The sequence below is a fragment of the Pseudomonas sp. NPDC089392 genome, from assembly GCF_044749595.1.
Classification (GTDB): domain Bacteria; phylum Pseudomonadota; class Gammaproteobacteria; order Pseudomonadales; family Pseudomonadaceae; genus Aquipseudomonas.
This window is the reverse complement of record NZ_JBIVIF010000010.1, coordinates 1-24941: the sequence shown is the minus strand read 5'-3', so window position 1 is coordinate 24941 and position 24941 is coordinate 1. Positions and strand designations below refer to the sequence as shown.

The window sequence follows — 24941 nt, the reverse complement described above, 5'->3', positions numbered from 1 at the left end:
ACCTACAGCGGCAACCTGGGGCTGCAGGGCCAGCTGGATCTTGCCATCCTCAGTGAAGAAGCGTCTGCAAACGGCCCTGACTCGTCTGGTGGACGCCGGGGTTGGGGTTAAGTCGCGGGCCACGCAATCGTCCGACTTGTCCGATGCCCAGGCGCAGATGCTCGACCGCCAGCGCAGCGAGACCGACCAGTCGGCCACGGCCATTGCGCAGATGGCGGCGACCATCCAGCAGGTTACCCACAATGTGCAGAGCACGGCGCATGCAGCGGGCGATGCTGATCAGCTGGCACAGCAGGGCAGTGAGCTGGCGCTGCAGAGCCTGAAAGCGATGGGCAGCATGAGCGATGCGGTCAATGACATTGGCCAGGCGGTCAATGCCCTGGCCGAGCAGACCCAGTCGATAGGCAGCGTGGTTGATGTGATTACCTCGATTGCCGAGCAAACCAACCTGCTGGCGCTCAACGCTGCGATTGAGGCGGCGCGCGCCGGTGAGCAGGGGCGCGGGTTTGCTGTGGTGGCTGATGAAGTGCGTTCCCTGGCCCGGCGTACCCGAGCCTCGACCGAAGAGATCCACCAGATCATCGCTACATTGCGCGCAGGGGCCGAGCGGGCAGTGAGCACCGCCAACCGTGGTGAACAGATCTCGCGGGACAGCGTGCACAGTGTCGAGGCGGTGCAGGCGGCGTTGACCGGGATTGCCCAGGCGGTCAGTCGCATCACCGGCATGAGCCAACAGATGGCGACGGCGTCGGAGCAGCAGAGCCATGTGGCCGAAGACATCAACCAGCAGATCGTGCGGATTGCCCAGCTGTGCGACCAGAGTGCCGGGCAGGCCAGGCAGGGTGCGGAAATCAGCCAGGACCTGGAGCGCATGGCGGAGTACCTGCATAGCTTGGCGGAGCGGTTTAACCGTTGAGGCCGCTGGGGCCGCTTTGCGGCCCCAGGTTCTGTGGCAAAATTGTCCTCGCCAAGGAGACCCCCATGCCCAGACCACGCTGCGAGCGCTGCCAGCGCCCGCTCGACCATTGCCTCTGCCCACTGATCCCCGCACTCGACAGCCGCACCCGCGTCATCCTGCTGCAGCACCCCAGTGAAACCGCCCACGCGCTGAACACCGCGCGCCTGGCTGCCCTTGGGCTGAACAATGCAGAGCTGCGGATAGGTGAGGTGTTTGCTGACCTGGAGCAGTTACTCGCTACACCCGGCTACCGGCCGGTGTTGTTGTTCCCCGGCGATGAAGCCCAGGTGCTGACCGCCTATGGCGAGGCGAGCGACAAACCGTTGCTGTTGATCGTGCCCGACGGCACTTGGCGCAAAGCGCGCAAGCTGCTGTACCTGAACCCGCTGCTAGAGGCGTTGCCGCGGGTGACGCTGGGGCAGGTGGCTGCTTCGCGCTATCGCTTGCGCAAGGCACCGGAGGCAGGGGCGTTGTCGACCATCGAGGCGGTGGTGGGGGCGTTGAATGCGCTGGAGCAACCGGCCTGCTTCGATGCATTGTTGGCACCGTTCGAGGCGTTGATCGAAGGGCAGATCAAGGCCATGGGCGAGGAGACGTTCCAGCGTAACCATGGCACCGAGTGAGGGCAGGGGGCTGCTTCGCAGCCCTATCGCGACACAAGGCCGCTCCTACAGATGATCGCACCAGCCATTGGCATACTCGATCTCCTGTAGGAGCGGCCTTGTGTCGCGATGGGCCGCAAAGCGGCCCCGGCAATCTCAAGTCCGATCAACGCATTTCAGGCAACCGCGCCTCGGTCCGTACCTCGGTAGTCGCCAGCGCCTCTGGCGGCAGCGAAATACGCTGCTTGGTCAGCAACTCACCCATGGTCGCCAGCACGCGGTACCGCGAGAACTCCTCGGTATAACGCACTTCGGTGTAGCGACGGTCGGCGTTGTACAGCTCGTTCTCACTGTCGAGCACGTCCAGCAAGGTACGCTGGCCCAGGCCAAACTGGTCCTGGTAAGCGGCACGCACGCGCTTGGTGGTTTCGGCGTATTCACGCGCGGTTGGCAGCTGCTTGCTGGCGTTGTTCATGGCGTTCCACGCCAGGCTCAGGTTTTCGGTCAGCTCGCGCAAGGCGTTGTTGCGGATGTCCAGGGCCTGGTTGATCTTGTGTGCGTCGGACTGCAGGCGAGCCTTGTCGCTGCCGCCGCGGAACAGGTTGTAGTTCATCTCCACGCCGGCTTGCCAGTCGTTGTTGTTGTGGCCTTTCTCGCCGCCGGTGTTGTTGTTGGCACCGGTCGCCAGGATGGCGTCGAAGCGCGGGTAGAAGGTCGACTTGCCAACTTCGTATTGCTGCTCGGCAGCATTCACGTCAGCTTGGGCCGACTTGATGTACGGGTTGTTCTGGCGCATGCCGTCGCGGGCTTTGTCGAGGGTGCCAGGCACTTCGCCCTTGATCGATTGTGGGCTTTCCAGCTCGTCCGGCATACGGCCAATGACGCTGAAGAAATTGGCCTCGGCATCGGCCAGGTCGACTTCGGCAGTGTCCAGGTTGTTTTCCGCCAGGGCACGACGGGCGCGGGACTGGTCAAGGTCGGCGGTGCTGCCGACGCCACGCTCGTTGCGCAGGCCGATCTGGTCGTTGACCCGCAGGTGGGCTTGCAGGTTGTTCTTGGCCAGGGTCACCAGCTCACGGCGCTTGAGCACTTCCAGGTACACCTCGGTGGCGCGCAGGGCTACGTCCTGGGCAACCGCCTGGGTGTAGTAGGCGCGGGAGGTGGAAACGGCCTCGGTGCGGCCCACTTCGTTCGACGTGTTGAAGCCGTCGAAGATCATCTGCCGCAGGCGCAGCTCGGACTGGGTGTAGTTGAGGGTTTCCTTGGCGTGGTTACCCTGGGCACGGGTGGTGGTATTGTCCGAACGCTGGCGGCCATAGCCAGCAACCAGGTCCACGGAAGGGTAGTAGCCACCACGCGCAAACTTCACGTCTTCATCGGCCGACAGCTTGCTGTTACGGTTGGAGCTGATTTGTGGGTGGTAGTCCACGGCGCTTTGGACAGCCTCAGTCATCGACATCGCCTGTACGTTGGCACTCGCCAGGGCCAACAGTAATGCACTGGTGATGGGGTTCAAAACGCGCATGGTACATCTCCCTGATCCTGGAATTGATCCTGCTTTCGCCAAAAAAATGACGATAATTTTATCGCGTATAGTGTTGCAGGTTTTTAACAACACAGCTAAGTACATTCAACGCGATATATAAGAAGATTTATTCATATCAAATATCCATATAAGACCTATGCTGTCTAACACGGATGGATATAAGTTCAGGGAATGTGCGCTTCAAACTCGATGCAAGCCAATGAATACGAGGCTTCGCGGGCCTTCAGAACCAATGCTGATAACGAAAATTGCGCTTAGGCGAAATTGATATTTGGCGACAAAATATTGTCACTTGGGCTTTTGCAGGGTTTTTTGCCTGAGGATATACAGGCTTACCAGCACGGCGCTGGACAACATGAAGGTGCGCGCCCAGAACAGCGGTACCAGGTAGCACGACAAGCCAATGCTGGCCCACATCAGGCCGATGGCATAGACCTTGCCCTTGAGAGGGATGCCTTCACCACTGAGGTAGTCGCGGATCCAGGGCCCCAGTTTGGGGTGATGGACCAGCCAGTGGTGAAAGCGCGGCGAGCTGCGGGCAAAGCAGGCCGCCGCCAATAGCAGGAACGGGGTGGTGGGCAGTACCGGCAGGAATATCCCCAACACCCCCAGCGCGACGCTGAGCCAGCCGGTGGCCAGCAGCAGGTAGCGCACAGGCGAATCAGTGGTGGCGTGGCTTGAGCAGCGCCGGTTTTTCGTCAGGGGCGTGCAGCAGCAGGAACAGCGCGGTCAGCGCTTCGGGGATCTGCACGATCATGTCGTCCTGCAGGTTGGCGTTGCTGGCGATGTCGGCGAACTCTGGCTGCTCGTCGAACAGGCCCGAACCCACCATGATCGGCAGCAGCATCTCGCTGACTTCTTCTTCGTCGCGGTCGAACCAGGCTTCTTCACGCAGGAAAACGCCTTCCATGAAGCCGATGCACCAGCCGCGCAGGTCGGAATCGTCTGGTTCTTCGGTCAGGTCGAGGTCGCAAGGCAGGTCGAATTCTTCTTCGCTGGCCAGTTGGCGAGCAATGTGCGCCTTGAGTGCCACCAGGGTGGCTTCGATTTCAGTGCGCTGGGCGTCGCTGGCGTAGTGCGGCTCCTCGGCGAACAGGGCGTCGATCCATTCGCGCTCGGGCACTTCTTCGGCGTTGATCGACAGGGCGGTGAGGTAGCCGTGGGCGGCGACATAGTCCAACGCCTCTTCGTGCAGCTCGTCGGCGTCGAGGAAGGCTTGCAGGCGGGTCAGTTGCTCGGCGAAGGACATTACAGGGCTACCTTGGAGAATAAACGATAACGAATTCTAGCACCTTGCAGCGGCGCCGGGGTAAAGGGAACGTCTATCGCCGTGCTGCCCTGCGCAGCACAACGCTGCGGTATACTCCGCGGTTTTTCATCCAGGCGCAGGCATTACCGGGCGCCTGGTAAAAACCGCTTACGCATTCGGCGTGTGCGGGGCGGGTTTTTCGTCCAGCCTGTATCCAGGATGGTACGGCGATTTGGAGTTGCACATGCTCGAACAGGCTCAGCGCGTTCTCAAGGACATCTTCGGCTACGACAGTTTCCGCGGGCGCCAGGCAGCGATCATCGAATGCGTGGCCAATGGCGGCGATGCCCTGGTGCTGATGCCCACCGGTGGCGGCAAGTCGTTGTGTTTCCAGGTGCCGGGGCTGTTGCGCCCGGGCCTGACCGTGGTGGTCTCGCCACTGATCGCGCTGATGGACGACCAGGTCGCCACCCTTGACGAGCTGGGCGTGGCAGCGGCCGCGCTGAACTCCACGCTGACCGCAGAGCAGCAACGTGACCTGGCCGGGCGCCTGCGCCGTGGTGAAGTGAAGATGCTGTACCTGGCGCCGGAACGCCTGGTGCAACCGCGCATGCTCGACTTCCTGCGCGACCTGGACATCTCGCTGTTCGCCATCGACGAGGCACACTGCGTGTCGCAATGGGGTCACGATTTCCGCCCCGAATACCTGCAACTGGGCCAGTTGGCCGAGCTGTTCCCGCATGTGCCGCGCATCGCGCTGACCGCCACCGCCGACATGCGCACCCGCGAAGAGATTGTCCAGCGCCTGCACCTGCAAGGCGCCGAGCGCTTCCTGTCGAGCTTCGACCGGCCCAATATCTTCTACCGCATCGTGCCCAAGGAGGCGCCACGCAAGCAGCTGATGGCCTTCCTTGGCGAGCGCCGCGGCAACGCCGGCATCGTCTACTGCCTGTCGCGCAAAAAGGTCGACGAAACCGCCGCATTCCTCTGCGAGCAGGGCTTCCCGGCGCTGCCGTACCATGCCGGCCTGGCTGCCGAGACCCGCGCGGCCAACCAGCACCGCTTCCTCAACGAGGAAGGGCTGATCATGGTCGCCACCATTGCCTTCGGCATGGGCATCGACAAGCCCAACGTGCGCTTCGTCGCCCACCTCGACCTGCCCAAGTCGCTTGAGGCCTATTACCAGGAAACCGGCCGTGCCGGCCGTGATGGCTTGCCGTCCGATGCCTGGATGGCCTACGGCCTGCAGGACATGGTAATGCTCAAGCAGATGCTGCAGAACTCCGAAGGGGACGAGCGCCACAAGCGCATCGAGCAACACAAGCTCGACGCCATGCTGGCGCTATGCGAAGAAACCCGTTGCCGCCGCCAGTCGTTGCTGGCCTATTTCGACGAAACCCTCGAACAACCCTGCGGGCACTGCGATAACTGCGTCGACAACATCCAGACCTGGGACGCCACCGAGCCGGCTCGCCAGGCACTGTCGGCGGTGTTCCGCACAGGTCAGCGCTATGGCGTTGGCCACCTGGTCGATGTGCTGCTGGGCAAGGACACCGAGAAGGCGCGCAATTTCGGCCACGAGAAGCTTTCGGTCTTTGGCGTTGGCAAGGGCCTGGCCGAGGTCGAGTGGCGTTCGCTGTTCCGCCAGCTGGTGGCGCGCGGCCTGGTCGACATCGACTTGGAAGGCTACGGCGGCCTGCGCCTGTCCGACAGCTGCCGGCCGTTACTGCGTGGCGAGGTGACCTTGCAGCTGCGCCGCGATCTCAAGCCGCAAACCACTGCCAGGACCTCGTCGACCAGCGGCGGCAGCCCGGCCAGCCAGCTGGTGCGTGCCGAAGAGCGCGAGCTGTGGGAAGCGTTGCGCACCCTGCGGCGCAAGCTGGCCGAGGAACACAGCGTGCCACCCTATGTCATCTTCCCCGACTCGACCCTGCTGGAAATGCTGCGCAGCCAGCCGGTCAGCCTCAGCGACATGGCCCAGGTCAGCGGCGTGGGCGCGCGCAAGCTGGAGCGCTATGGCCAGGCATTCCTCGAAGTGCTCAACAACAGTGGCGGTACCGACGAGGCGCCGAAAGTGGTGCTGGACCTGCGCCATGAGCTGGTCAGCCTGGCCCGCGCCGGCATGACCCCGGCGCAGATCGCCGGGCAGCTCAATTGCAGTGAAAAGAACGTGTACAGCCTGCTGGCCGAGGCGCTGGGCCGCCAGGAACTGAGCCTGGACCAGGCCCTCGACCTGCCGGAAGATCTGATGATGGAGGTACAGGATGCCTTCCTCGACGGTGAAGGCGAGCTGCCGCCTGTGTCCGCGATTGCACCGCTGTTTGGCGCTCGCGTACCTGAGGGCGTGCTGTATTGCATCCGTGCAGCGTTGGCTGCCGAATTCGAGTTGTGATCACCGGCAGAATCAAAGGCAGAAGCGCCATCTGCTGACCTTTGTCATGCTTTTTGACGATTATCGAATGCTCAACGCTGCCCGAGCCTTGCCTCATGGGGCAGGGCATGGTTAGCTGCCTAATAATTAGATCTATTCAATGAGTTGCTTATGCCCCTGACCGACAACCAACACCGTTTCGGCATGCAGCTGGCCCAGATGTCCCGGGGTTGGCGTGCCGAACTGGATCGCCGCCTGGCCGGGCTCAACCTGTCCCAGGCGCGCTGGCTGGTGTTGCTGCACCTGGCTCGTTTCGAAGAAGCCCCCACCCAGCGGGAGCTGGCCCAGAGCGTGGGCGTCGAAGGCCCGACCCTGGCGCGCCTGCTCGATAGCCTGGAGGGGCAGGGCCTGGTGCGGCGGCAGGCGGTGCTGGAGGACCGGCGGGCGAAGAAGATCTTGCTGTGCCCGCCGGCCAAACCGCTGATCGAGCAGATCGAGACCATTGCCAACCAACTTCGCATCGAGCTGTTTACCGGGGTGGACGAAGCCGACCTGCAGGTGTGCATGCGGGTGCATGCCAAGATTCTGGCCAACCTCGAAAAATCCTGAGGGCCATTGGGGCCGCTTTGCGGCCCATCGCGACACAAGGCCGCTCCTACAGGAGTACGCGATCCCCTGTAGGAGCGGCCTTGTGTCGCGATGGGCTGCAAAGCAGCCCCGGCAATCTAGAAGGTATGCCCCAGGTTCAGGTACACCGCCTGCTCATGCGCACTGTTGGCGCCATAGCTCAGGTTCAGCGGCCCCAGCGGCGTCTCCAGCCCGAGGAAGATGCTCGCCGCATTGATATAGCCACTGTCGAACTCGTTGTCGTTGTTCCACGCCCGCCCACGCTCCAGCGAGCCGCCGATGTACAGCGGGAAGTCCAGCGGCACATACGCCCGTGGCGTCAACCGGCGGTAGTAGACCACACGCATCAGGCTCACGTTCTGCCCAGACACCGAGTCCTGGCGGAAGCCGGACAGTTCCCGCGCCCCACCCAGCACGAAGCTTGACGTCACCACTTCGGTATCGTCCAGCGTGCGCCCGTAGCGCCCACCCAGCACGAAGGTGTTCGGCCCGCTGCTGAGGGCCTTGTCCAGGCCGAACATCCATTGCCGGTAATCCTGGTCGGAATCCAGCGACTTGTCGTATTTGCGCAAGGTCAGGCCAATGTCCTCGCCACGGTGTGGGAAGTACACGTTGTCGAGGGTGTCGAACGAGTACTTCAGCTCGTAGAAGCCTTCATTGAAACTGACCTTGGGCAGGTCCTGGTCGCCAATACGCACCTCGGCCTCGCCCCAGGCCTTGCCCACACCCAGGCGCACTTCACCGTTGGTGCCGATCTGCCGGCCCACGTTCAGGCCAAAGCCGTAACGCTCCAGGCGGTACTCGGCGACCGGGTCGTTGTCCAGGGTGGCTTCGATGTTCTGCGAGCTGAAGTCCAGGTACGGCGCGATGAAGTAGCGCGAGCCCACGTCCAGCGGCTGATAGAACTCGCTGTACAGCTCCTGCTGGTCGCCGATCTGGCCCCGGGTCAGCCACTCGGCGCCCAGGCTGTTGATGCCGTTGACCCGGTAGCTGGCGCCCAGGTTGAAAGCGCTGTCACCGCGAAGGTCGTCCGACAGGTTCAGGCCCAGGCGCAGGTAGTCGGTGCCGCCGCGCCGGCCACGGGCGTTGATCACCAGGGTGTTGTCGTCGCCCTTGTGCACCACGCGGTACTGCACCCGGTCGAAGTAGTCCAGGCCGTACAGCGTGCCCATGTCGGTCTGCAGGCGGTCCAGCTCCAGCGGGGCATTGATCGGCTGGCGGATGTACGAGCGGATGACATCGTCGCTGACCTTGGAGTCGTTCTCGATCCGGATTGCGCTGATCGTCGGCGTGCGCTGGCGCGGCGAGCGGGCCACGGCCAGGCTGCTGTCGCCTTCGGTCTGGCGCAGGCTAGCCAGGCGCGGGTCGAGCAGGCGGGTGGCGCGGTAGCCGGCATCGATCATTTCCTGGGCACGGCCAAAATCAGTCACGCCAAAGGCGTTCAGTGGCGGTTGGATAAGGATGTCATCGCGGTGCAGGCTGGCCAATTGTTCTTCTGAATTGCGCCGGGTCATCAGGGTGATCGACTGGTTGAGCACATCGACCACCGTGGCCAGTTGCTTGCGGTCACGCAGAGGGGTGCCGATGTCGACCACGATGGCCAGGTCCACGCCCATTTCGCGGGCCACGTCCACCGGGATGTTGTCGACCATGCCGCCGTCCACCAGCAGACGGCCGTCCAGTTCCACCGGGGCAAACACTGCAGGGATCGACATGCTGGCGCGGATTACCTGGGGCAGGTGGCCACGGCGGAACACCACCTTTTCGCCACTGGCGATGTCGGTGGCCACGGCGCGGAAGGGGATGGGCAGCTTGTCGAAGTCGCGGGTGTCGGCGGTGTGCGCCAGTTTGCTTTCCAACAGCAGTGCCAGGTTCTGGCCCTGGATCACCCCCAGCGGCAAGCCCAGGCTGCCGTCGTCGCGAAAGCTGAGTTTCTGCTTGACCAGGAAGTCGCGGTCATCCTGCTTGCGCCGGAACGGCACGTCCTTGCGCGGCGGCGCATCGGACAGCGCCTGCTGCCAGTCGAGGGTGGTGGCAAGCTTTTCCAGCTCTTCGACACTGTAGCCCGAGGCGTACAGCCCGCCGACCACCGCGCCCATGCTGGTGCCGGCAATAGCGTCGATGCGCACACCCTGTTCTTCCAGCGCCTTGAGCACACCGATGTGGGCCAGGCCACGGGCCGCGCCGCCAGACAGCACCAGCCCGACCTTGGGCCTGGCCGGTTCGGCGGCGATTGCCGTGAGGGAGGTAAGGGCGAGCAGAAAACAGAACAGCAAACGGCGCATCGTGAGTCTCAAACCGTGGGCTAAAGACCGCTAGTATAAGCGGCCCCTTACCTGGAGATGCTTCACCATGGCCGACAGCAAACCGGAAATCGTCATCACTTATTGCACGCAGTGCCAGTGGCTGCTGCGTGCTGCCTGGCTGGCCCAGGAACTGCTCAGCACCTTTGCCGACGACCTTGGCCGGGTAGCGCTGGAGCCAGGCACCGGTGGCATCTTCCGCATCACCTGCAATGGCGTGCAGATCTGGGAGCGCAAGGCCGACGCTGGCTTCCCCGAGGCCAAGGTGCTGAAGCAGCGGGTGCGCGACCAGATCGACCCACAGCGTGACCTTGGCCACAACGACCGCTGAATCAGGCGCCCTCGGCCAGTGGCCGCTGCTTGGGCGGTTGCTCGGCGGCCAGGCGGCTGGACAGCACGATGGCGAAGATGATCAGCGCGCCACCCAGCAGCATGCGCAGGGTCGGGGTTTCAGCGAACACCGCCCAGGCCACGGCTATGCCGTAGACCGGCTCCATGGCGAACACCACGGCGGCGGTGCGCGCCTTGATCACTGCCAGGCTGGCGACGAACAGGCTGTGCGCTACACCGGTGCAGAAGATGCCGAGCAGGGCGATCCACAGCCAGTCCATGGGCGCGACGCCGGCCAGGCCAGGGGCGGCGAACGGTAACAGGCACAGGCCGACCACCAGGTTCTGCCACAGTGCTGCCTGTACTGCCGGCAGGCGGCCGGAGCCGGCACGGTTGGTGAGTGACAGCAGCGAGAACAGCAGCCCCGAGAGCAGTGCCCAAAGCAAGCCGCTGGTGGCCTCGCTGGCCAGGTCGAATGCCGGCGTAACCAGCACCAGGCCGATGCTGACCAACAGTACCAGCACGGCCTCGTTGCGGCGGATGCGTTCGCGGAACAGCAGCCCTTCAAGGATTACGGTAAAGGCCGGGAAGCTGGCGAAGCCGAGGGTGGCGATGGCGACGCCGCCGACCTTGACGGCGATGAAGAAGCTGACCCAGTGGCCGGCCAGCAGCACCCCGCCGAGCAGTAGGCGGCGCACGTCCTGGCCGCTCAGGCGTTGCCAGCCGGGGCCGGCAACGCTGGCGAACAGGGCCAAGGCGATGACGGCGAAGGCGGCGCGGCCGAACACGATGATCGCCGGGCTGGCACTGGCGGCCAGCTTGCCGAAGACGCCGGTCAGGCCGAAGAACAGTGCGCCAATGTGCAGGGCGCCGAGGGCGGTGCGGTGGTTCATGATGGGTCCTTGCTCGAGATCTTTACTGACTGTACCGGCCCTTTCGCGGGTAAACCCGCTCCTACATTGATTGCAGTGGTCCTGAATGATGTAGGCGGTCTAACGGCGAACAGCTTTCTTTGTAGGAGCGGGTTCACCCGCGAAAGGGCCGGCACAGGCAAAGTGTAAAGCCTCAGGCAAACGCATTCTGTCGCAAGACTGCTGTCAATTGTCGCCAGGCTCTCGCCGCAAAGCCAAAGGCGTACAACCAAACGCCCGCAACATCGCCGCCGAAAACGCACTTTGCGAGCTGTACCCGACCTGCGCGGCAATCTCACCCATCGGCAGCAGGCTCTGCACCACCAGCCGCCGTGCCTTGAGCAAGCGCCGCTGGCGAATGTAGTCCATCGGCGTCATCCCGCATTCCGCAGTAAAGCGCGCATGCAACCGGGCGTTGGACAGCCCGGCAATGCGCGCCAGGTCGGCGACCTGTAGCGGGTAGGCGGCATGTTGCTCGATATGCGCATCGAACGCGGCATAGGGCAGGCGCTGGCTGGCGTGGACGCTGGCGGCTGCGGTGGGGTGGAGGCTGGCGAGCAGCAGCGCCGCGCCTTGCCGGGCAATCAGTGGGTCGTTTATGGGGCTGGCCGCCAGCCAGTCCACCAGCTGTTGCTGGCGGTCATCCAGGCCCAGGGCGGCGGGGCGGTCGAGCAGGCGGCGGCTGGCATCGGCATGCTCGCCCAGCTGCTCGCGCAACCAGTGTTCCCCAGGTACATCCAGCACCAGGCAATCGCTGCCGCCATCACTGGCGCAAGTGTGGTGAGCACCGGCCGGCACCACGATCAGACCTTGCCGATCGACCCCGGCGCCATGCCCCTGTACCTCGAACTCCAGGCGGCCGCGCAGGCCGAACACCAGTTGCGGGTGTTCGTGGCTGTGGGCGATCAGGCTGTCGCGGTAGTGGCGCAGCGAGAGGATCGGGCCGGCGGTCATGGGAGGGTCCTCGCGAGGCAGGCAGGTATTGTGCCTCAATCCTGGCAGCCCATCACTCGTCACTGTTTTGCCACCGGGCTGTCATCCACGCCTGCCAGTCTCCAGCAAACTGCGCCGGAGCCTGCCCATGACCCATGCCGAACTGTCCCGTCCCTTGCGCAAGCAGCGCGTGCGTACCCTGTGGATCTCCGATGTGCACCTGGGTACCCGTGACTGCCAGGCCGAACACCTGTCGCAGTTCCTCAAGGGCTACCAGGCCGACCGCGTCTACCTGGTGGGCGATATCATCGATGGCTGGAAGCTGCGTGGCGGCATCTACTGGCCGCAAGCCCACACCAACGTGATTCGCCGCCTGCTGACCATGAGCAAGCGTGGCACCGAGGTGATCTATGTCACCGGCAACCATGACGAATTCCTGCGCCGCTACTCCAAGCTGATGCTGGGCAATATCCAGCTGGTGGACGAGGCCGAGCACCTGACTGCCGATGGCCGCCGCCTGCTGGTGATCCATGGCGACCAGTTCGATGTGATCACCCGCTACCATCGCTGGCTGGCGTTCCTGGGGGACCGTGCCTATGAGTTCACCCTGGTGCTCAACCGCTGGCTGAACCACTGGCGTGCCCGCTACGGCTATGGCTACTGGTCGCTGTCGGCCTACCTCAAGCACAAGGTCAAGGGGGCGGTTAACTTCATCAGCGACTTTGAGGATGCCATTGCCCACGAGTGCACCCGGCGCGGCTTTCATGGGGTGGTGTGTGGGCACATCCACCATGCCGAGATCCGCAAGGTGGGGGAGGTGGAGTACCTCAATTGCGGGGATTGGGTGGAGTCGTGCACGGCGCTGATCGAGCATTGGGATGGCACGATTGAGCTGTATCGGCTGGCGGAGGCGCAGGCGCGTGAAGCGCAGGCAGCGGCGGCGGTGCGGGAACCGGCGTAGGGGGTGAAGGCCATGGGGCTGCGAAGCAGCCCCCTCGGATCTACAACCTGACCTTGCCCAGCAAGATATCGCGAAACATCACGAAATCCCCGATCAGGCTATAAAGCGGATAGGTAAAGGTCGCCGGCCGGTTCTTTTCAAAAAAGAAATGCCCGACCCAGGCAAAGCCGTAACCGAACAACGGCACGGCCAGCAGCAGCCACCATTTGCCACTGCCGAGGGTATAGGCCAGCAGGGCAATCACCAGGCTGGTGCCGACAAAGTGCAGCCGGCGGCAGGTGGGGTTGCTGTGCTCCCCCAGGTAGTAAGGATAGAACTCGGCAAAACTGCGAAACTGCGCTGTGCGGTTCATGGCAGTGCTCCAAGGTGGATACTTCTGGACAAGATGTACGGCGTGGAGCCTGATTCCAGTCTAGAGTGACTGGCAGGACCTACCAGTGACAATAGGCGCCAAATGAGTATCCTTGGGGTTCACCGCAGGAGCGGTCAGCATAAGAGCCTGTCATGAGCGAAAGAACCACGTCAGCCAGCTGGACATCAGGGATTGTGAAGGCGCTTGAACTGGAGGGGCTCGATTGCCCGGCCATGTTCAAGCAGCTGGGGCTGGACTTCGCTGCCCTCGACGACCCTGACGCGCGCTTCTCCCAAGACTCCATGACCCGGCTCTGGCAGCTGGCGGTGGAGCTGTCGGGCAACGATGCCATTGGCCTGAACATGGCGCGAGTGGTGCGCCCGGCGTCGTTCCATGTGGTGGGCTATGCGCTGATGTCCAGCCGCACCCTGGCAGAAGGCTTCGAGCGCTTGGTGCGTTACCAGCGCATCATTGCCGAAAGCTCGGACCTGAGCTTCGTTCTTGGCCCCGAGGGCTATTCACTGATTCTGACCGTGCACGGCGATCACCTGCCGCCAACCCGGCACAGCGCCGAAGCGTCGCTGGCTTGCGCGTTGTCACTGTGCAAATGGCTGAGCGGGCGGCCGGTGCAGCCGCGGCGGGTACTGGTGCAGGGCCCGCAGCCAAAGAATATCGAGCCATACAAGGTCGCTTTCCATTCGCCGCTGGTGTTCGGTGCGCCGCATGATGCGCTGCTGTTCGAGCGGGCCGACATGGAGGCACCGCTGCCGACGGCCAACGAGGCCATGGCGGTGCTGCACGACCGTTTTGCCGGGGAGTACCTGGCACGCTTTTCCGAAAGCCGGGTCACCCACCGCGTGCGCCAGGTGCTGTGCCGCATCTTGCCGCAAGGGGAGCCCAAGCGCGAAACCCTGGCCCAGGCCCTGCACTTGTCGCAGCGCACCTTGCAGCGGCGGCTGCAGGAGGAGGGCACCAGCTTCCAGACTTTGCTCGACGACACCCGCCGCGAGCTGGCCGAACAGTACCTGGCCCAGCCGGGCATGACCCTGCTGGAAACCGCCTACCTGTTGGGCTTTGCCGACCCCAGCAACTTCTTCCGGGCCTTCCGCCGATGGTTCGATGCCACGCCCAGCGAGTATCGCGCCCGCCTGGGCACCGACGCCGATGTGCTCAGTGACGCCAGAACGCAGGCATGCACAACACTAGCACCGTGATGATTTCCAGGCGGCCGAGCAGCATGCCCGCCGCGAGAATCCACTTGGCCGCGTCTGGCAGCGTGGCGTAGTTGCCCGAAGGGCCGATCACTTCACCCAGCCCCGGGCCCACACCCGAAACCGTGCCGGCGGCGCCGGTCAGTGCGGTCATCCAGTCTACCCCGAGCAATGACAGCATCAGTGCCATGACGCAGATCGTGATGGCGAAGAAGAACGAGAACGTCAGGATCGAGCGCACGATTTCTTCGTCGAGGCGGTGGCCGTTGTACTTCTGCTTGATCACCGCGCGCGGGTGGATCAGCTGGTTGAGGCTGGCCTTGAGCAGGATGTAGGCCACCTGGAAGCGGAAGATCTTGATGCCGCCTGCGGTCGAACCGGAGCACCCACCGACGAAGCCCAGGTAGAAGAACAGCATCAGCGAGAAGTTGCCCCACAGGCTGTAGTCACCCAGGGCGAAGCCGGTGGTGGTGACCACCGAGGTCACGTTCAGCGCCACGTGGCGCAGCGCGTCCAGCCAGTGCAGGTTGGTGCTGTACCAGTACCAGGTGCCCAGTACCAGCCAGGTCACCACCAGCATGCCCAGCAGCCCTTGTACCTGCTGGTCACGGATCAGCGCCTTGCGGTTGCCGCGCAGGGTCGCCACGTACAGCGTGAAGGGCAAGCTGCCGAGGATCATCACCACCACCGCGACCCAGTGCACGGCCGGGATGTCCCACTTGGCCAGTGACTGGTCCGACGTCGAGAAGCCGCCAGTAGAGATCGCCGACATGGCGTGGTTGATGGCATCGAACGGGCTCATGCCGGCCCACCAGAATGCCAGCGAACCGAGTATCGAGAAACCGACGTAAACCCCCACGATAGACTTGGCGACCATGTGCGAGCGGGGCATGACCTTTTCCGAGCGGTCGGACGATTCGGTCTGGAACAGGCGCATGCCGCCGATGCGCAGCAACGGCAGGATCGCCACCGCCATGGCGATAAAGCCGATACCGCCGAGCCAGTGCAGCATCGAGCGCCACATCAGGATGCCCGGCGACATGTTATCGAGCCCGCTGAGCACCGTGGCACCGGTGGCGGTGATGCCCGACATGCTTTCGAAGAAGGCGTCGGTGTAGCTGATGTGCTGGGTCAGCAGGAACGGCAGGGCGGCGAACACGCACACCACCAGCCAGCTGCTGACCGTCAGCAGGTACATGTCACGCGGGCGCAGGTGCACATGTTCGGGGCGGCCCTGGACCACCAGGGCCAGGCCAGCGATGAAAGTGATCAGGCTCGACCAGAGGAACGACGGCATGTCGCCGGTGCGCTCGAAGACCACCAGGGTCGCCATGGGCACGGCCATGCCGACGGCGAGGGTAATCAGGAAGATGCCGATGATGAAACCAATGATCCTTAAGGTCGGCAACGCCATGTGATCTGCTCTGACTCGAAACGGAAGGGCGCCATTCTACCTATGGGTCTGGTGATGTAAACGCTAGAATGGCGGCACATTCAACTGCCAGGAGGGTAGCCGATGGAGGCTCTCGACGCATTGCTCAACCGTGTTTCCGTGCCACGCCTGACCGACCCGGCGCCTAATGCCGCCCAGCGCGAGGCGTTGTTCCAGGCCGCCTTGCGGGCCCCGGACCATGGCCAGCTGCGGCCTTGGCGGTTCCTGACCATCGAAGGCCAGGGCCGCGACAAACTGGGTGAGCTGTTCGCCGAAGCGCTGCAGCACAAGGGCGATGCCAGCCAGGCTGCACTGGACAAGGCCCGCGCCATGCCGCTGCGGGCGCCGTTGCTGATCGTGGTGGTGGCCAAGCTGCAGGACCACTTCAAGGTACCCAAGTCCGAGCAGCGCCTGGCGGCGGGTTGTGCGGCGCACGGCATTCTGATTGCTGCACATGCGCAGGGGATCGGTGCGGTGTGGCGCACCGGTGACATGGCCTTTGATGCCCATGTGCACAAGGGACTGGGGCTGGCTGAGAACGAAGAGCTGATCGGCTACCTGTATGTCGGCACGCCGCTGACCGAGCCGCGTACGGCGCCGATTCTGGAGACTGCCGATTTCGTCAGTGGTTGGGGCGAGTAACGCAGCTTTGGGCTGATTGCTGTATCAGGGCACCTGGCCCTTTCGCGGGTAAACCCGCTCCTACACAGGTTCTGCGCAAGGTCCGAATCCTGCGCTGCCCTGTGTAGGAGCGGGTTCACCCGCGAAGAGGCCAGGCGCCCTTACATCAAATCAACTGCCTGCCGCTTCAGCCAATGGCAACTCCAGCCTCGCCACAAACCCACCCTGCGGATGATTGTCCAGCACCAGGCTACCGCCATGGCGCTCCGCCGCCTTGCGCGCAATCGCCAGCCCCAGCCCATGCCCCGGTGCCTCTTGCCCCGGCGCGCGGAAGAACGGCTCACCCAACTGCCCCAGGTGTTCCGCAGCTGCTCCCGGCCCATGGTCACGCACGCTGATCACGATACGTTCCTGCTCTCGCACGGCGCTGACCTCGACGGGTTGGCCCACCGGGTTGAAGCGCAGGGCGTTGCGCAGCAGGTTGTCCACGGCGCGCTCGATCAGCGTTGGCCAACCCTGCAAGGTCAACCCCGGCTGCGCCTCCAGGCGCACGTCCTGGTCTGGCGCGCTGAGCAGGGCGTCCTTGCGCACGCTGCCAAGCAGGGCATTGAGGTCGACCGGCTCGGCATGGGCCTGTTCGGCATCCACTCGGGCCAGGGTAAGGATTTCGCTGATCAGGGCTTCCAGGCGGTCGCATTCGCGGGTCAGGCGTGGCCACAGGGTTTCGCGCTGCTCGGGCCCGGCGCGCTCGGCCAGGGCCAGGGCAATGCGCAGCCTGGCCAGCGGCGAGCGCAGTTCATGGGACACATCGCGCAGCAGCTGGCGCTGGCTGCCGATGGTGCTTTGCAGGCGCGAACCCATCTTGTTGAAGTCCTTGGCCAGCACGCCGAACTCGTCGCGCCGCGCCGCCAGCCGCGCCAGGCTGTTCTGCTGGTAGGTGGTCTGGCCCAGGTCATGCACGGCGCTGCGCAGGCGGCTTAGGGGGCGGGTGATGGACAGTGTCACCAGCAGGCTGAACAGGGTCAGCACCACCAACGCAATACCTAGCGCACTTAGCGGCCAAAGCAGGCTTTCGCGGTGCCAGGCATCCAGTGCGGGATGAGGGATACGGTAGATCAACAGGTAGGTTTCGCCGGTGTCCGGGCTGGTGTACTCCTCGGTCAGCCGACGCCACGGCAGGCGCCGCTCGTCATTGTGCTGGCGTGCCTCGAAGGCCGCCGCACGGCGAGGGAAGGTGCCAGGCACCACCGCCTCGCCACTGTCGTCGAGCACCTGCACGTCGATCTTGTAGCGGTCTTTGCGCCGTTCCAGGAAGTGCTGCGCCGCATCCAGGCCTTCCTGTTCGTAGTGCTTTGCCCACTTGCTGGCCAGGGTATTCAGGCCCGGGTGGCGGCTGAGGATCCAGGCGTCCTGGTTGAGCATGTGGCCGAGCAGGATCGACAGGCCTGCGACCAGGGTGATGGCCAACCAGAAACTGGCCAGGATGCGCCAGAACAGTGAACGCAAGTGCACCTCCTAAACAGAAAAAGCCCGGCTCGCGGTTGGGCGGGCCGGGCGTTGGGCAGTCAGCTTACTGGGCCTTGTTGCCTTTTTCAGCTTTCCAGGCCTGGAACTCCTGCCACTCGGCTTTCTTGGCGGCGCGTTCCTTTTGCAGTTCGTCGAACTTCTTCTGCTGGTCAGGCTTGAGCAGGTTGCGCACGGCGGTGTCGGTCTTGGTGCGGCTGGCCTGCAGTTCGTCCTTCATGGCCTTCTGGTCGGCGGCTGGCAGCTTGGACAGGTAGCGCTCAGTGATGTCACGGCGCTGTTGCATCTGCTCGCCCATCAGCTTGCCGATCTGCTGGCGCTGGTCGCGGCTCAGGTCCAGTTGGTGGAAAGGCGCATCACCGCGATGATGCGGGCCGTCGTGACGCTGGCCGCCGTCAGGCATGGCCATGGCCACGGTCGGCAGAGCGGCGGCGAACATCAGGGCGATAAGGGTCTTGCGCATGGTGTCTCTCCTTTCATAGGCCGGTGGTTACCGGATGAGCACAGTCTAGGGAGATCACCGTCAAGCGCAGTCAGCGGATGGTAAAGGCTCGGTAAAGATGGTCAGAGGCAGTAGTAATAACCGCGGCTGCGCAGCGCGACGATGCGTGGCCGGCCATCGGCGTGCGGGCCGATCTTCTTGCGCAGGTTGCTGACATGCATGTCCAGGCTGCGGTCGTACAGGGTCAGCTTGCGGCCCAGGCCGATCTGCGCCAGTTCCTGTTTGTCCAGCGGTTCGCCGGGCTGGCGTAGCAAGGCCTCGAGGATGCGGCTTTCGGACAGGGTCAGGGTCATTTCGCGGCCATCGATGCTGGCCACGCCACGCGCCGGGCTGTAGACCAGGTCACCCAGTTCCACCTGGCTGGTGGTGGCAGTCGGGTGGCTGCGGCGCAGTACTGCACGCAGGCGGGCGGTGAGCTCACGCGGGTCGCAAGGTTTGGCCAGGTAGTCGTCGGCGCCCAGTTCCAGGCCAAGAATGCGGTCCAGCGGCTCGCCGCGGGCCGACAGCATCAGCACCGGCAGCTCGGCATGCTCGCTGCGCAACTGCTTGAGCAGTTCCAGGCCACTGCCGTCGGGCAGCATCACATCCAGTACCACGGCAGCGGGGGCATGCTCGGCCAAGGCCTGACGCGCGCTCTGGCCATCGTGGCAAGCACGCACGGTAAACCCTTCCTGGGTCAGCCAGCTGCCGAGCAGCTCGCACAGTTCCTGGTCATCATCAATCAGTAACAGCTCGCTCATGACTCACTCAATTCAACCATTGACGGCGGCTATTCGGCCCGCCAGTGGCAAAGATACCGCAGACTGATGGCCTGAGTATAACTGCTGGTACTGCGTGGCCTTCTTCGCGGGTAAACCCGCTCCTACAGGGACCAGTGCGATCCTTGTAGGAGCGGGTTTACCCGCGAAGCAGGCGATGCGGTCTCAAATCAAGGCAGCACTTGCTTGAACGGCTTGACCACAACCTTGTCGTACACGCCGGCGGCAACATACGGGTCGGCATCGGCCCAGGCCTGCGCCGCAGCCAGCGACTCGAACTCGGCAACGATCAGGCTGCCGCTGAAACCCGCTGCGCCCGGGTCGTTGCTGTCGATGGCCGGGTGTGGGCCGGCCAGCACCACGCGGCCTTCGGCCTTCAGCTGTTGCAGGCGTTCGATGTGCGCCGGGCGGGCAGCCAGGCGCTTTTCCAGGGAGTTTGCGACGTCGCTGGCAATAATGGCGTAGAGCATGTCAATCCTTGGGTTTGGAGGTAGAGGGGTCGTCGTGCAGGTGGCGCGACAGGTACACGCCTTGCGCCACCAGGAAGATCACGGTCATGCCCAGGCTGCCGAACACCTTGAAGTCCACCCAGAAGTCCTGGAAGGTGAAGGCGACGAACAGGTTGGCCGCGCCGCAGAACAGGAAGAACGCGATCCAGGCCACGTTCAGGCGGGCCCAGATGGCATCGGGCAGGCTCAGGGCGTGGCCCATGATGCGCTTGATCAGCACCCGGTCGCCGATGAAGTGGCTGCCGGCGAAGCCCAGGGCGAACAGCCAGTTCACCACCGGCGCCTTCCACTTGAGGAAGGTTTCGCTATGGAAGGTCAGGGTCAGGCCGCCGAACACCAGGCAGGCCACCAGGGTAAGCCACTGGCCCTTTTCCAGCTTGCGCTGGCGCAGGAACAGCGCGCCGTACACCACCAGCGAGCTGATGATCAGCATGGCCGTGGCGCTGTAGATGCCGCCGAATTCGAAGCTGTTGCCGGCGACTTCCATGGGGCGCGGGTCGAGCTTGTAGACGATGAAGAACAGCAGCAGCGGGATGAAATCGATGAATTGTTTCACAATGGCAGCCAGAATCGGGATGTGACGGCATAATAACAAACATCGATTCCAGCGAAAGCGCTCCTCCATGAATGTTGATCTGCACTGTCACAGCACGGCCTCCGACGGCGCCCTTGCGCCCTCGGTACTGGTTGCCCGGGCCCACGAGCACGGGGTGCAAACGCTGGCACTGACCGACCATGACACCATCGAAGGCCTGCCCGAAGCGCGCCAGGCCTGCGTTGAGCGGGGTATGCGCTGGGTCAGCGGGGTAGAGCTGTCGTGCACCTGGGGTGGCGCGACCATCCACGTGCTGGGCTATGACTTCCCGCTCGACGCACCGCCCCTGCTGGCGGCGATCGAAGCGTTGCACCACGGCCGCTGGCTGCGCGCCGAAGAAATCGATAAACGGCTGGCGGCCAAGGGCATGCCCGGTACGCTCGAAGGCGCCCGCACCGTACAGCAAGAGCTGGGCGACAGCGGCAACGCCCCGGCGCGCCCGCATTTCGCCGAATACCTGGTGCGTGCCGGGCACGTCAAGGACCGCGGCGAAGCGTTTCGCAAGTGGTTGGGCGCCGGCAAGCTGGGCGACGTCAAACAGCACTGGCCCACCCTCGACGAAACCGTTGCCACCCTGCGCCAGTCCAACGCTTGGGTAAGCCTTGCGCATCCGATGCATTACGACCTGACCCGCAGCAAGCGCAGAAGGCTGATTGCCGACTATATTCAGGCAGGCGGGCAGGCGCTTGAAGTGGTCAACGGGATGATGCCGGCCGAGCAGGTGGGCACGATGTCCATCCTTACCCGAGAGTTCGGCCTGCTGGCAAGCGCTGGCAGTGACTTCCACGGCCCCGGCACCTGGGGCGAGATCGGTGCCTACCGGCCATTGCCCGAGGACCTGCCACCTCTGTGGCGCCGATTCAGCCATGAACAGCCTTTGGCGGTATGAACAGGACGACTACGTGAGCCAATTTTTCCAGATTCATGCGGAAAACCCGCAGGCGCGCCTGATAAAACAGGCCGTCGAGATCATCCGCAAGGGTGGCGTGGTGGTGTATCCGACCGACTCGGCGTATGCGCTGGGTTGCCAGATTGGTGACAAGGGCGCGATCGAGCGTGTGCGCACCTTGCGCAAGCTCGACAAGCAACACAATTTCACCCTGTTGTGCTGCGACCTGTCGCAGATGGGCCTGTTCGCCAAGATCGATACCTCGACCTTCCGCCTGCTCAAGGCACATATCCCAGGGCCCTACACCTTCATTCTCAACGCCACCCGCGAAGTCCCACGGCTGCTGATGCACGAGAAGCGGCGGACCATAGGCTTGCGTGTGCCGTCCAACCCGATCGTGCTGGCGCTGCTGGAAGAACTGGGTGAGCCGTTGATGAGCGTGAGCCTGATCTTGCCACCTGAAGTAGAGCCGATGACCGACCCCTACGAGATACGTCAGCGGCTGGAGCACCATGTCGACCTGATCATCGATGGTGGCTACGGCGACCTCAAGGCCTCGACCATCATCGACTTGACCGGCGACGAACCTGCCCTGATACGCGAAGGCTGCGGCGACCCTACCCCGTTTCTGGTCGGCGCGTGAGCCAGCTGGATATACCCGAAGCGCCCGCCGAGCCGGTCGAGGCGCCTCAGCAACTGCAACTGGCCCTGGTCTACGGCGAAGCCCTGACCGAAATGCCGCTGGACCTGTACATCCCGCCGGATGCCCTGGAAGTTATCCTTGAGGCATTCGAAGGCCCGCTGGACCTGTTGCTGTACCTGATCCGCAAGCAGAACATCGACATCCTCGATATCCCTGTGGCGGAAATCACCCGTCAGTACATGGGTTACGTGGAGCTGATGAAGAGCGTGCGCCTGGAACTGGCCGCCGAATACCTGGTGATGGCCGCGATGCTTGCCGAGATCAAGTCGCGCATGCTGCTGCCGCGCTCGGCTGAGGTCGAGGAAGAAGAGGGCGACCCGCGCGCCGAACTGATCCGCCGGCTGCAGGAATACGAGCGCTTCAAGGCCGCCGCCGAAGGCATCGACGCGTTGCCACGGGTAGGTCGCGAGGTTGTGGTGCCACGCCTGGAGGCGCCGCAGGCCAAGGTGCGCAAGCTGTTGCCGCAGGTCAGCCTGGAAGAGCTGCTGATGTCCATGGCCGAGGTAATGCGCCGCAATGACCTGTTCGAAAGCCACCAGATCACCCGCGAGACCCTGTCCACCCGCGAGCGCATGAGCCAGGTGCTGGAGCGCCTGAAAGGCGGTGGGTTTGTGCCATTCGTCGAGCTGTTCGGCGCCGAGGAGGGCAAGCTGGGTGTGGTGGTGACCTTCATGGCGATTCTTGAGCTGGTGAAGGAATCGCTGATCGAACTGGTGCAGAATGAACCTTTCGCCGCCATCCACGTGCGGCTTCGCCCGGCGCTTGTTGAAGAACCTGATGAACCTGAATGACCCCCGCGACCTGGCGTCGCTGATCGAAGCCTTTTTGCTGGCTTCGGGCAAGCCGCAATCCCTGGAGCGCCTGTACGAGCTGTTCGAAGAGGCCGAGCGCCCTGAGCCCAAGGTGTTCAAGCAGGCCCTGGAGGTGCTGGGCGAGTCGTGCAATGGCCGCGCCTTCGAGCTCAAGGAGGTGGCCAGCGGCTACCGCCTGCAGATCCGCGAGGCCTATGCACCCTGGGTTGGGCGCCTGTGGGAAGAGCGCCCGCAGCGTTACTCGCGTGCACTGCTCGAAACCCTGGCCCTGATCGCCTACCGCCAGCCGATTACCCGTGGCGAGATTGAGGATGTGCGGGGTGTGGCGGTGAACAGCAACATCATCAAGACCATGATGGAGCGCGAGTGGATACGCGTGGTCGGCTACCGCGAAGTACCCGGGCGGCCGGCGATGTTCGCCACTACCAAGGCGTTTCTCGACCATTTCAACCTCAAGAGCCTGGACGAGCTGCCGGCGTTGGCCGAACTGCGCCTGATCGAGCCAGAGCCGCTGCTTGACCCGGACGATGCGCCGGTGCCGGCGCACTTGCAGGCCTTGGCTGATGCCAGCCTTGGCGAAGAGGAGGAGGTGGGCGAGCCGAAGGAGGTGACCAGCTTCCGTAGCTTGCTGGTGGAGCTGGACCAGATGGAAGAAGGGCTGAAGACTGATTTTGAAGATTTGCGGGAAGAGGAGCCTGTGGCCTCGGTGGAAGAAGAGGGCAAGTTGCAGCCCTGATTCTTCTGTTGCCTGCACCGGCCTATTCGCGGGTAAACCCGCTCCTACACTGGATATCACATGCCCTGAGGGCGGTGCGGTTCCTGGATATCACATGCCCTGAGGGCGGCGCGGTCCCTTGTAGGAGCGGGTTCACCCGCGAAAGGGCCGGCAATGCCCACACACCACCATTAGGCAGAAACCCCTGCCAATGCCCATAAAACCCTCTACGCTCCAGTGCGTTCTACAGCCGAACCGCGTATGATGCGCGGCCTTTTGGCGCTTCCGTCGCCAGAAAACCTATTTCATTCCTACACCGGGAGGTGCCCAGATGAGTGAGCAAGACCTGCAAGATACCGAAATCACCCCGCCGGCCGGCGAAAAGCTGCAGAAAGTGCTGGCGCGCATTGGCGTGGGTTCACGCCGTGACGTCGAAGCCTGGATCAGCCAGGGCCGCATCAAGGTCAACGGCGTCGAGGCCACCCTCGGCCAGCGCGTCGACCTGCACGACGCCATTGCCGTAGACGGCAAGCTGATCAAGCGCGAAGAGGCCGCCGAGGCCACCCGCCGGGTGATCATGTACAACAAGCCCGATGGCGAAATCTGCACCCGTGACGACCCGGAAGGCCGCCCGACCGTGTTCGACCGCCTGCCACGGCCGAAAGAAGGCCGCTGGATCAACATCGGCCGCCTCGACATCAACACCACCGGCCTGCTGCTGTTCACCACCGACGGTGAACTGGCCAACCGCCTGATGCACCCGTCGTACGAGATGGACCGTGAGTACGCGGTACGTGTGCGTGGTGAAGTCGACGACGAGATGATCGAGCGCCTGAAGGCCGGCGTAATGCTGGAAGACGGCCCGGCCAAGTTCACCGACATCCAGAAGGCACCGGGTGGCGAAGGCTTCAACCACTGGTACCACTGCGTGGTGATGGAAGGCCGTAACCGTGAGGTACGTCGCCTGTGGGAGTCCCAGGGCATGGTGGTCAGCCGCCTGAAGCGCGTGCGTTTCGGCCCGGTGTTCCTCAACTCCGACCTGCCGATGGGCCGCTGGCGTGAAATGACCCAGGGTGAAATCGACATCCTGGCCGCCGAAGTGGGCCTGCAGCCGGTTGCGCTGCCAACCTTGAACCTCAAGGCCAAGGACAAGATGGAGCGCATGCAGCGCAAATCGTCCCGCCCGATGGGCCGTGGCGAGCGCGTGCGCAACCTGCGCCCGGCGCATGAGGGTGCTGCTACCGGTGAACGCCCTGCGCGTCAGCCGCGTGAAGAGGCCCCACGCAAGGGCAGCCGCGGCAGCGCCGTGGCCGAGCGCCCGAGCGAGATTCGCAAGCGCCCAGGCAAGCCTGAAGGTGACAAGCCGGCAGGCCGTGGTCGCGGCAAGCCGCGTGGCTGATTGGCCTTTGTGGTGATCAGGAAACCAGCCTTCGGGCTAATGCCAGTCAGTTAAGACTGACGCATTGACCTTTAGCCCATAGGCCGCAAAATCCGATGCTTGGAAACGAGCATCGGATTTTTTATGCG

At 63.7% G+C, this 24941-nt stretch carries 26 protein-coding genes; 13 read left to right on the top strand and 13 right to left on the bottom strand.

The features are described 5' to 3' along the window. The first annotated feature begins 157 nt into the window (after positions 1-157). The gene (locus tag ACIP1G_RS11750) at positions 158-916 is read left to right on the top strand and encodes a methyl-accepting chemotaxis protein (protein WP_400737104.1); all 759 of its coding nucleotides are present in this window, start codon (positions 158-160) and stop codon (positions 914-916) included. 65 nt (positions 917-981) lie between these two features. After that, on the top strand, positions 982-1581 hold the full coding sequence (locus tag ACIP1G_RS11745; protein ID WP_400736836.1) for a tRNA-uridine aminocarboxypropyltransferase: 600 nt from the start codon (positions 982-984) through the stop codon (positions 1579-1581). Positions 1582-1726: 145 nt separating this feature from the next. Here ACIP1G_RS11745 and ACIP1G_RS11740 read toward each other — a convergent pair whose 3' ends face one another. The 3 genes from ACIP1G_RS11740 to ACIP1G_RS11730 form a co-directional block, all read right to left on the bottom strand. Next, positions 1727-3085: a TolC family outer membrane protein gene (locus ACIP1G_RS11740; RefSeq protein WP_400736833.1), complete on the bottom strand. Its 1359-nt coding sequence runs from the start codon at positions 3083-3085 to the stop codon at positions 1727-1729. Positions 3086-3394: 309 nt separating this feature from the next. Next, entirely contained in the window at positions 3395-3760 is a 366-nt protein-coding gene (locus tag ACIP1G_RS11735) for a YbaN family protein (protein ID WP_400736830.1), read from the bottom strand. 7 nt (positions 3761-3767) lie between these two features. After that, positions 3768-4355 carry a YecA family protein gene (locus tag ACIP1G_RS11730; protein WP_400736827.1) on the bottom strand — a complete coding sequence of 196 codons (588 nt, stop codon included), beginning with the start codon at positions 4353-4355 and terminating at the stop codon, positions 3768-3770. A gap of 244 nt (positions 4356-4599) precedes the next feature. On the opposite strand from ACIP1G_RS11730, the gene recQ reads away from it, so the two are divergent. Both recQ and ACIP1G_RS11720 read left to right on the top strand, forming a co-directional pair. Beyond that, positions 4600-6747: a DNA helicase RecQ gene (recQ, locus tag ACIP1G_RS11725; RefSeq protein WP_400736825.1), complete on the top strand. Its 2148-nt coding sequence runs from the start codon at positions 4600-4602 to the stop codon at positions 6745-6747. Positions 6748-6897: 150 nt separating this feature from the next. After that, positions 6898-7335: a MarR family transcriptional regulator gene (locus tag ACIP1G_RS11720; protein ID WP_400736823.1), complete on the top strand. Its 438-nt coding sequence runs from the start codon at positions 6898-6900 to the stop codon at positions 7333-7335. Positions 7336-7451: 116 nt separating this feature from the next. Here the strand turns inward: ACIP1G_RS11720 and ACIP1G_RS11715 are convergent, their stop codons facing one another. After that, positions 7452-9638 (bottom strand): patatin-like phospholipase family protein, encoded by a 2187-nt coding sequence (locus tag ACIP1G_RS11715; protein WP_400736820.1) that lies wholly within the window; start codon positions 9636-9638, stop codon positions 7452-7454. Positions 9639-9705: 67 nt separating this feature from the next. Here ACIP1G_RS11715 and ACIP1G_RS11710 point away from each other — a divergent pair, with 67 nt between their 5' ends. Further along, positions 9706-9987, top strand: a complete 282-nt coding sequence (locus ACIP1G_RS11710; RefSeq protein ID WP_172285757.1) for a SelT/SelW/SelH family protein — start codon at positions 9706-9708, stop codon at positions 9985-9987. A 1-nt stretch (position 9988) separates the two neighbouring features. On the opposite strand, the gene ACIP1G_RS11705 is transcribed toward ACIP1G_RS11710, so the two are convergent. Together ACIP1G_RS11705 and ACIP1G_RS11700 are read right to left on the bottom strand one after the other, a co-directional pair. Beyond that, the gene (locus ACIP1G_RS11705) at positions 9989-10879 is read right to left on the bottom strand and encodes a DMT family transporter (RefSeq protein ID WP_400736817.1); all 891 of its coding nucleotides are present in this window, start codon (positions 10877-10879) and stop codon (positions 9989-9991) included. 204 nt (positions 10880-11083) lie between these two features. Beyond that, positions 11084-11851 (bottom strand): AraC family transcriptional regulator, encoded by a 768-nt coding sequence (locus tag ACIP1G_RS11700; protein ID WP_400736814.1) that lies wholly within the window; start codon positions 11849-11851, stop codon positions 11084-11086. A 127-nt stretch (positions 11852-11978) separates the two neighbouring features. Between ACIP1G_RS11700 and ACIP1G_RS11695 the strand changes: the two genes are divergently transcribed. Then, complete coding sequence (locus tag ACIP1G_RS11695) at positions 11979-12791, top strand: UDP-2,3-diacylglucosamine diphosphatase (RefSeq protein WP_400736811.1); 813 nt, start codon at positions 11979-11981, stop codon at positions 12789-12791. Positions 12792-12831: 40 nt separating this feature from the next. Here the strand turns inward: ACIP1G_RS11695 and ACIP1G_RS11690 are convergent, their stop codons facing one another. Beyond that, positions 12832-13143 carry an Mpo1-like protein gene (locus tag ACIP1G_RS11690; RefSeq protein WP_400736808.1) on the bottom strand — a complete coding sequence of 104 codons (312 nt, stop codon included), beginning with the start codon at positions 13141-13143 and terminating at the stop codon, positions 12832-12834. A gap of 152 nt (positions 13144-13295) precedes the next feature. On the opposite strand from ACIP1G_RS11690, the gene ACIP1G_RS11685 reads away from it, so the two are divergent. After that, positions 13296-14357 (top strand): AraC family transcriptional regulator, encoded by a 1062-nt coding sequence (locus ACIP1G_RS11685; RefSeq protein ID WP_400736805.1) that lies wholly within the window; start codon positions 13296-13298, stop codon positions 14355-14357. Here the strand turns inward: ACIP1G_RS11685 and ACIP1G_RS11680 are convergent. After that, entirely contained in the window at positions 14314-15768 is a 1455-nt protein-coding gene (locus ACIP1G_RS11680; protein WP_400736802.1) for a TrkH family potassium uptake protein, read from the bottom strand. The genes ACIP1G_RS11685 and ACIP1G_RS11680 overlap by 44 nt on opposite strands. Before the next feature lie 102 nt (positions 15769-15870). On the opposite strand from ACIP1G_RS11680, the gene ACIP1G_RS11675 reads away from it, so the two are divergent. After that, the gene (locus ACIP1G_RS11675) at positions 15871-16428 is read left to right on the top strand and encodes an NAD(P)H nitroreductase (RefSeq protein WP_400736799.1); all 558 of its coding nucleotides are present in this window, start codon (positions 15871-15873) and stop codon (positions 16426-16428) included. Between the two features lie 150 nt (positions 16429-16578). Here the strand turns inward: ACIP1G_RS11675 and ACIP1G_RS11670 are convergent, their stop codons facing one another. From ACIP1G_RS11670 to ACIP1G_RS11650, 5 genes are all read right to left on the bottom strand, one after another. After that, a complete protein-coding gene (locus tag ACIP1G_RS11670; protein ID WP_400736797.1) occupies positions 16579-17919 on the bottom strand; it encodes a sensor histidine kinase in 1341 nt (446 codons plus the stop codon). A gap of 58 nt (positions 17920-17977) precedes the next feature. Further along, positions 17978-18394, bottom strand: coding sequence for a Spy/CpxP family protein refolding chaperone (locus tag ACIP1G_RS11665; RefSeq protein ID WP_400736795.1), 417 nt, complete (start codon positions 18392-18394; stop codon positions 17978-17980). A 101-nt stretch (positions 18395-18495) separates the two neighbouring features. Further along, positions 18496-19173 carry a response regulator transcription factor gene (locus tag ACIP1G_RS11660; RefSeq protein WP_400736792.1) on the bottom strand — a complete coding sequence of 226 codons (678 nt, stop codon included), beginning with the start codon at positions 19171-19173 and terminating at the stop codon, positions 18496-18498. A 188-nt stretch (positions 19174-19361) separates the two neighbouring features. Then, positions 19362-19661 carry a YciI family protein gene (locus ACIP1G_RS11655; protein WP_400736790.1) on the bottom strand — a complete coding sequence of 100 codons (300 nt, stop codon included), beginning with the start codon at positions 19659-19661 and terminating at the stop codon, positions 19362-19364. 1 nt (position 19662) lies between these two features. Next, complete coding sequence (locus ACIP1G_RS11650) at positions 19663-20256, bottom strand: septation protein A (RefSeq protein ID WP_400736788.1); 594 nt, start codon at positions 20254-20256, stop codon at positions 19663-19665. A 67-nt stretch (positions 20257-20323) separates the two neighbouring features. Between ACIP1G_RS11650 and ACIP1G_RS11645 the strand changes: the two genes are divergently transcribed. The 5 genes from ACIP1G_RS11645 (at position 20324) to rluB (ending at position 24813) form a co-directional block, all read left to right on the top strand. Beyond that, a complete protein-coding gene (locus ACIP1G_RS11645) occupies positions 20324-21184 on the top strand; it encodes a PHP domain-containing protein (RefSeq protein WP_400736786.1) in 861 nt (286 codons plus the stop codon). A 13-nt stretch (positions 21185-21197) separates the two neighbouring features. After that, a complete protein-coding gene (locus ACIP1G_RS11640; RefSeq protein ID WP_400736784.1) occupies positions 21198-21827 on the top strand; it encodes an L-threonylcarbamoyladenylate synthase in 630 nt (209 codons plus the stop codon). 125 nt (positions 21828-21952) lie between these two features. Continuing rightward, positions 21953-22678: a segregation and condensation protein A gene (locus tag ACIP1G_RS11635; RefSeq protein ID WP_400737102.1), complete on the top strand. Its 726-nt coding sequence runs from the start codon at positions 21953-21955 to the stop codon at positions 22676-22678. After that, entirely contained in the window at positions 22665-23435 is a 771-nt protein-coding gene (scpB, locus tag ACIP1G_RS11630) for an SMC-Scp complex subunit ScpB (protein WP_400736782.1), read from the top strand. The genes ACIP1G_RS11635 and scpB overlap by 14 nt, the downstream gene beginning before the upstream one ends. 310 nt (positions 23436-23745) lie before the next feature. Beyond that, positions 23746-24813 carry a 23S rRNA pseudouridine(2605) synthase RluB gene (rluB, locus tag ACIP1G_RS11625; RefSeq protein ID WP_400736780.1) on the top strand — a complete coding sequence of 356 codons (1068 nt, stop codon included), beginning with the start codon at positions 23746-23748 and terminating at the stop codon, positions 24811-24813. Positions 24814-24941 lie beyond the last annotated feature (128 nt).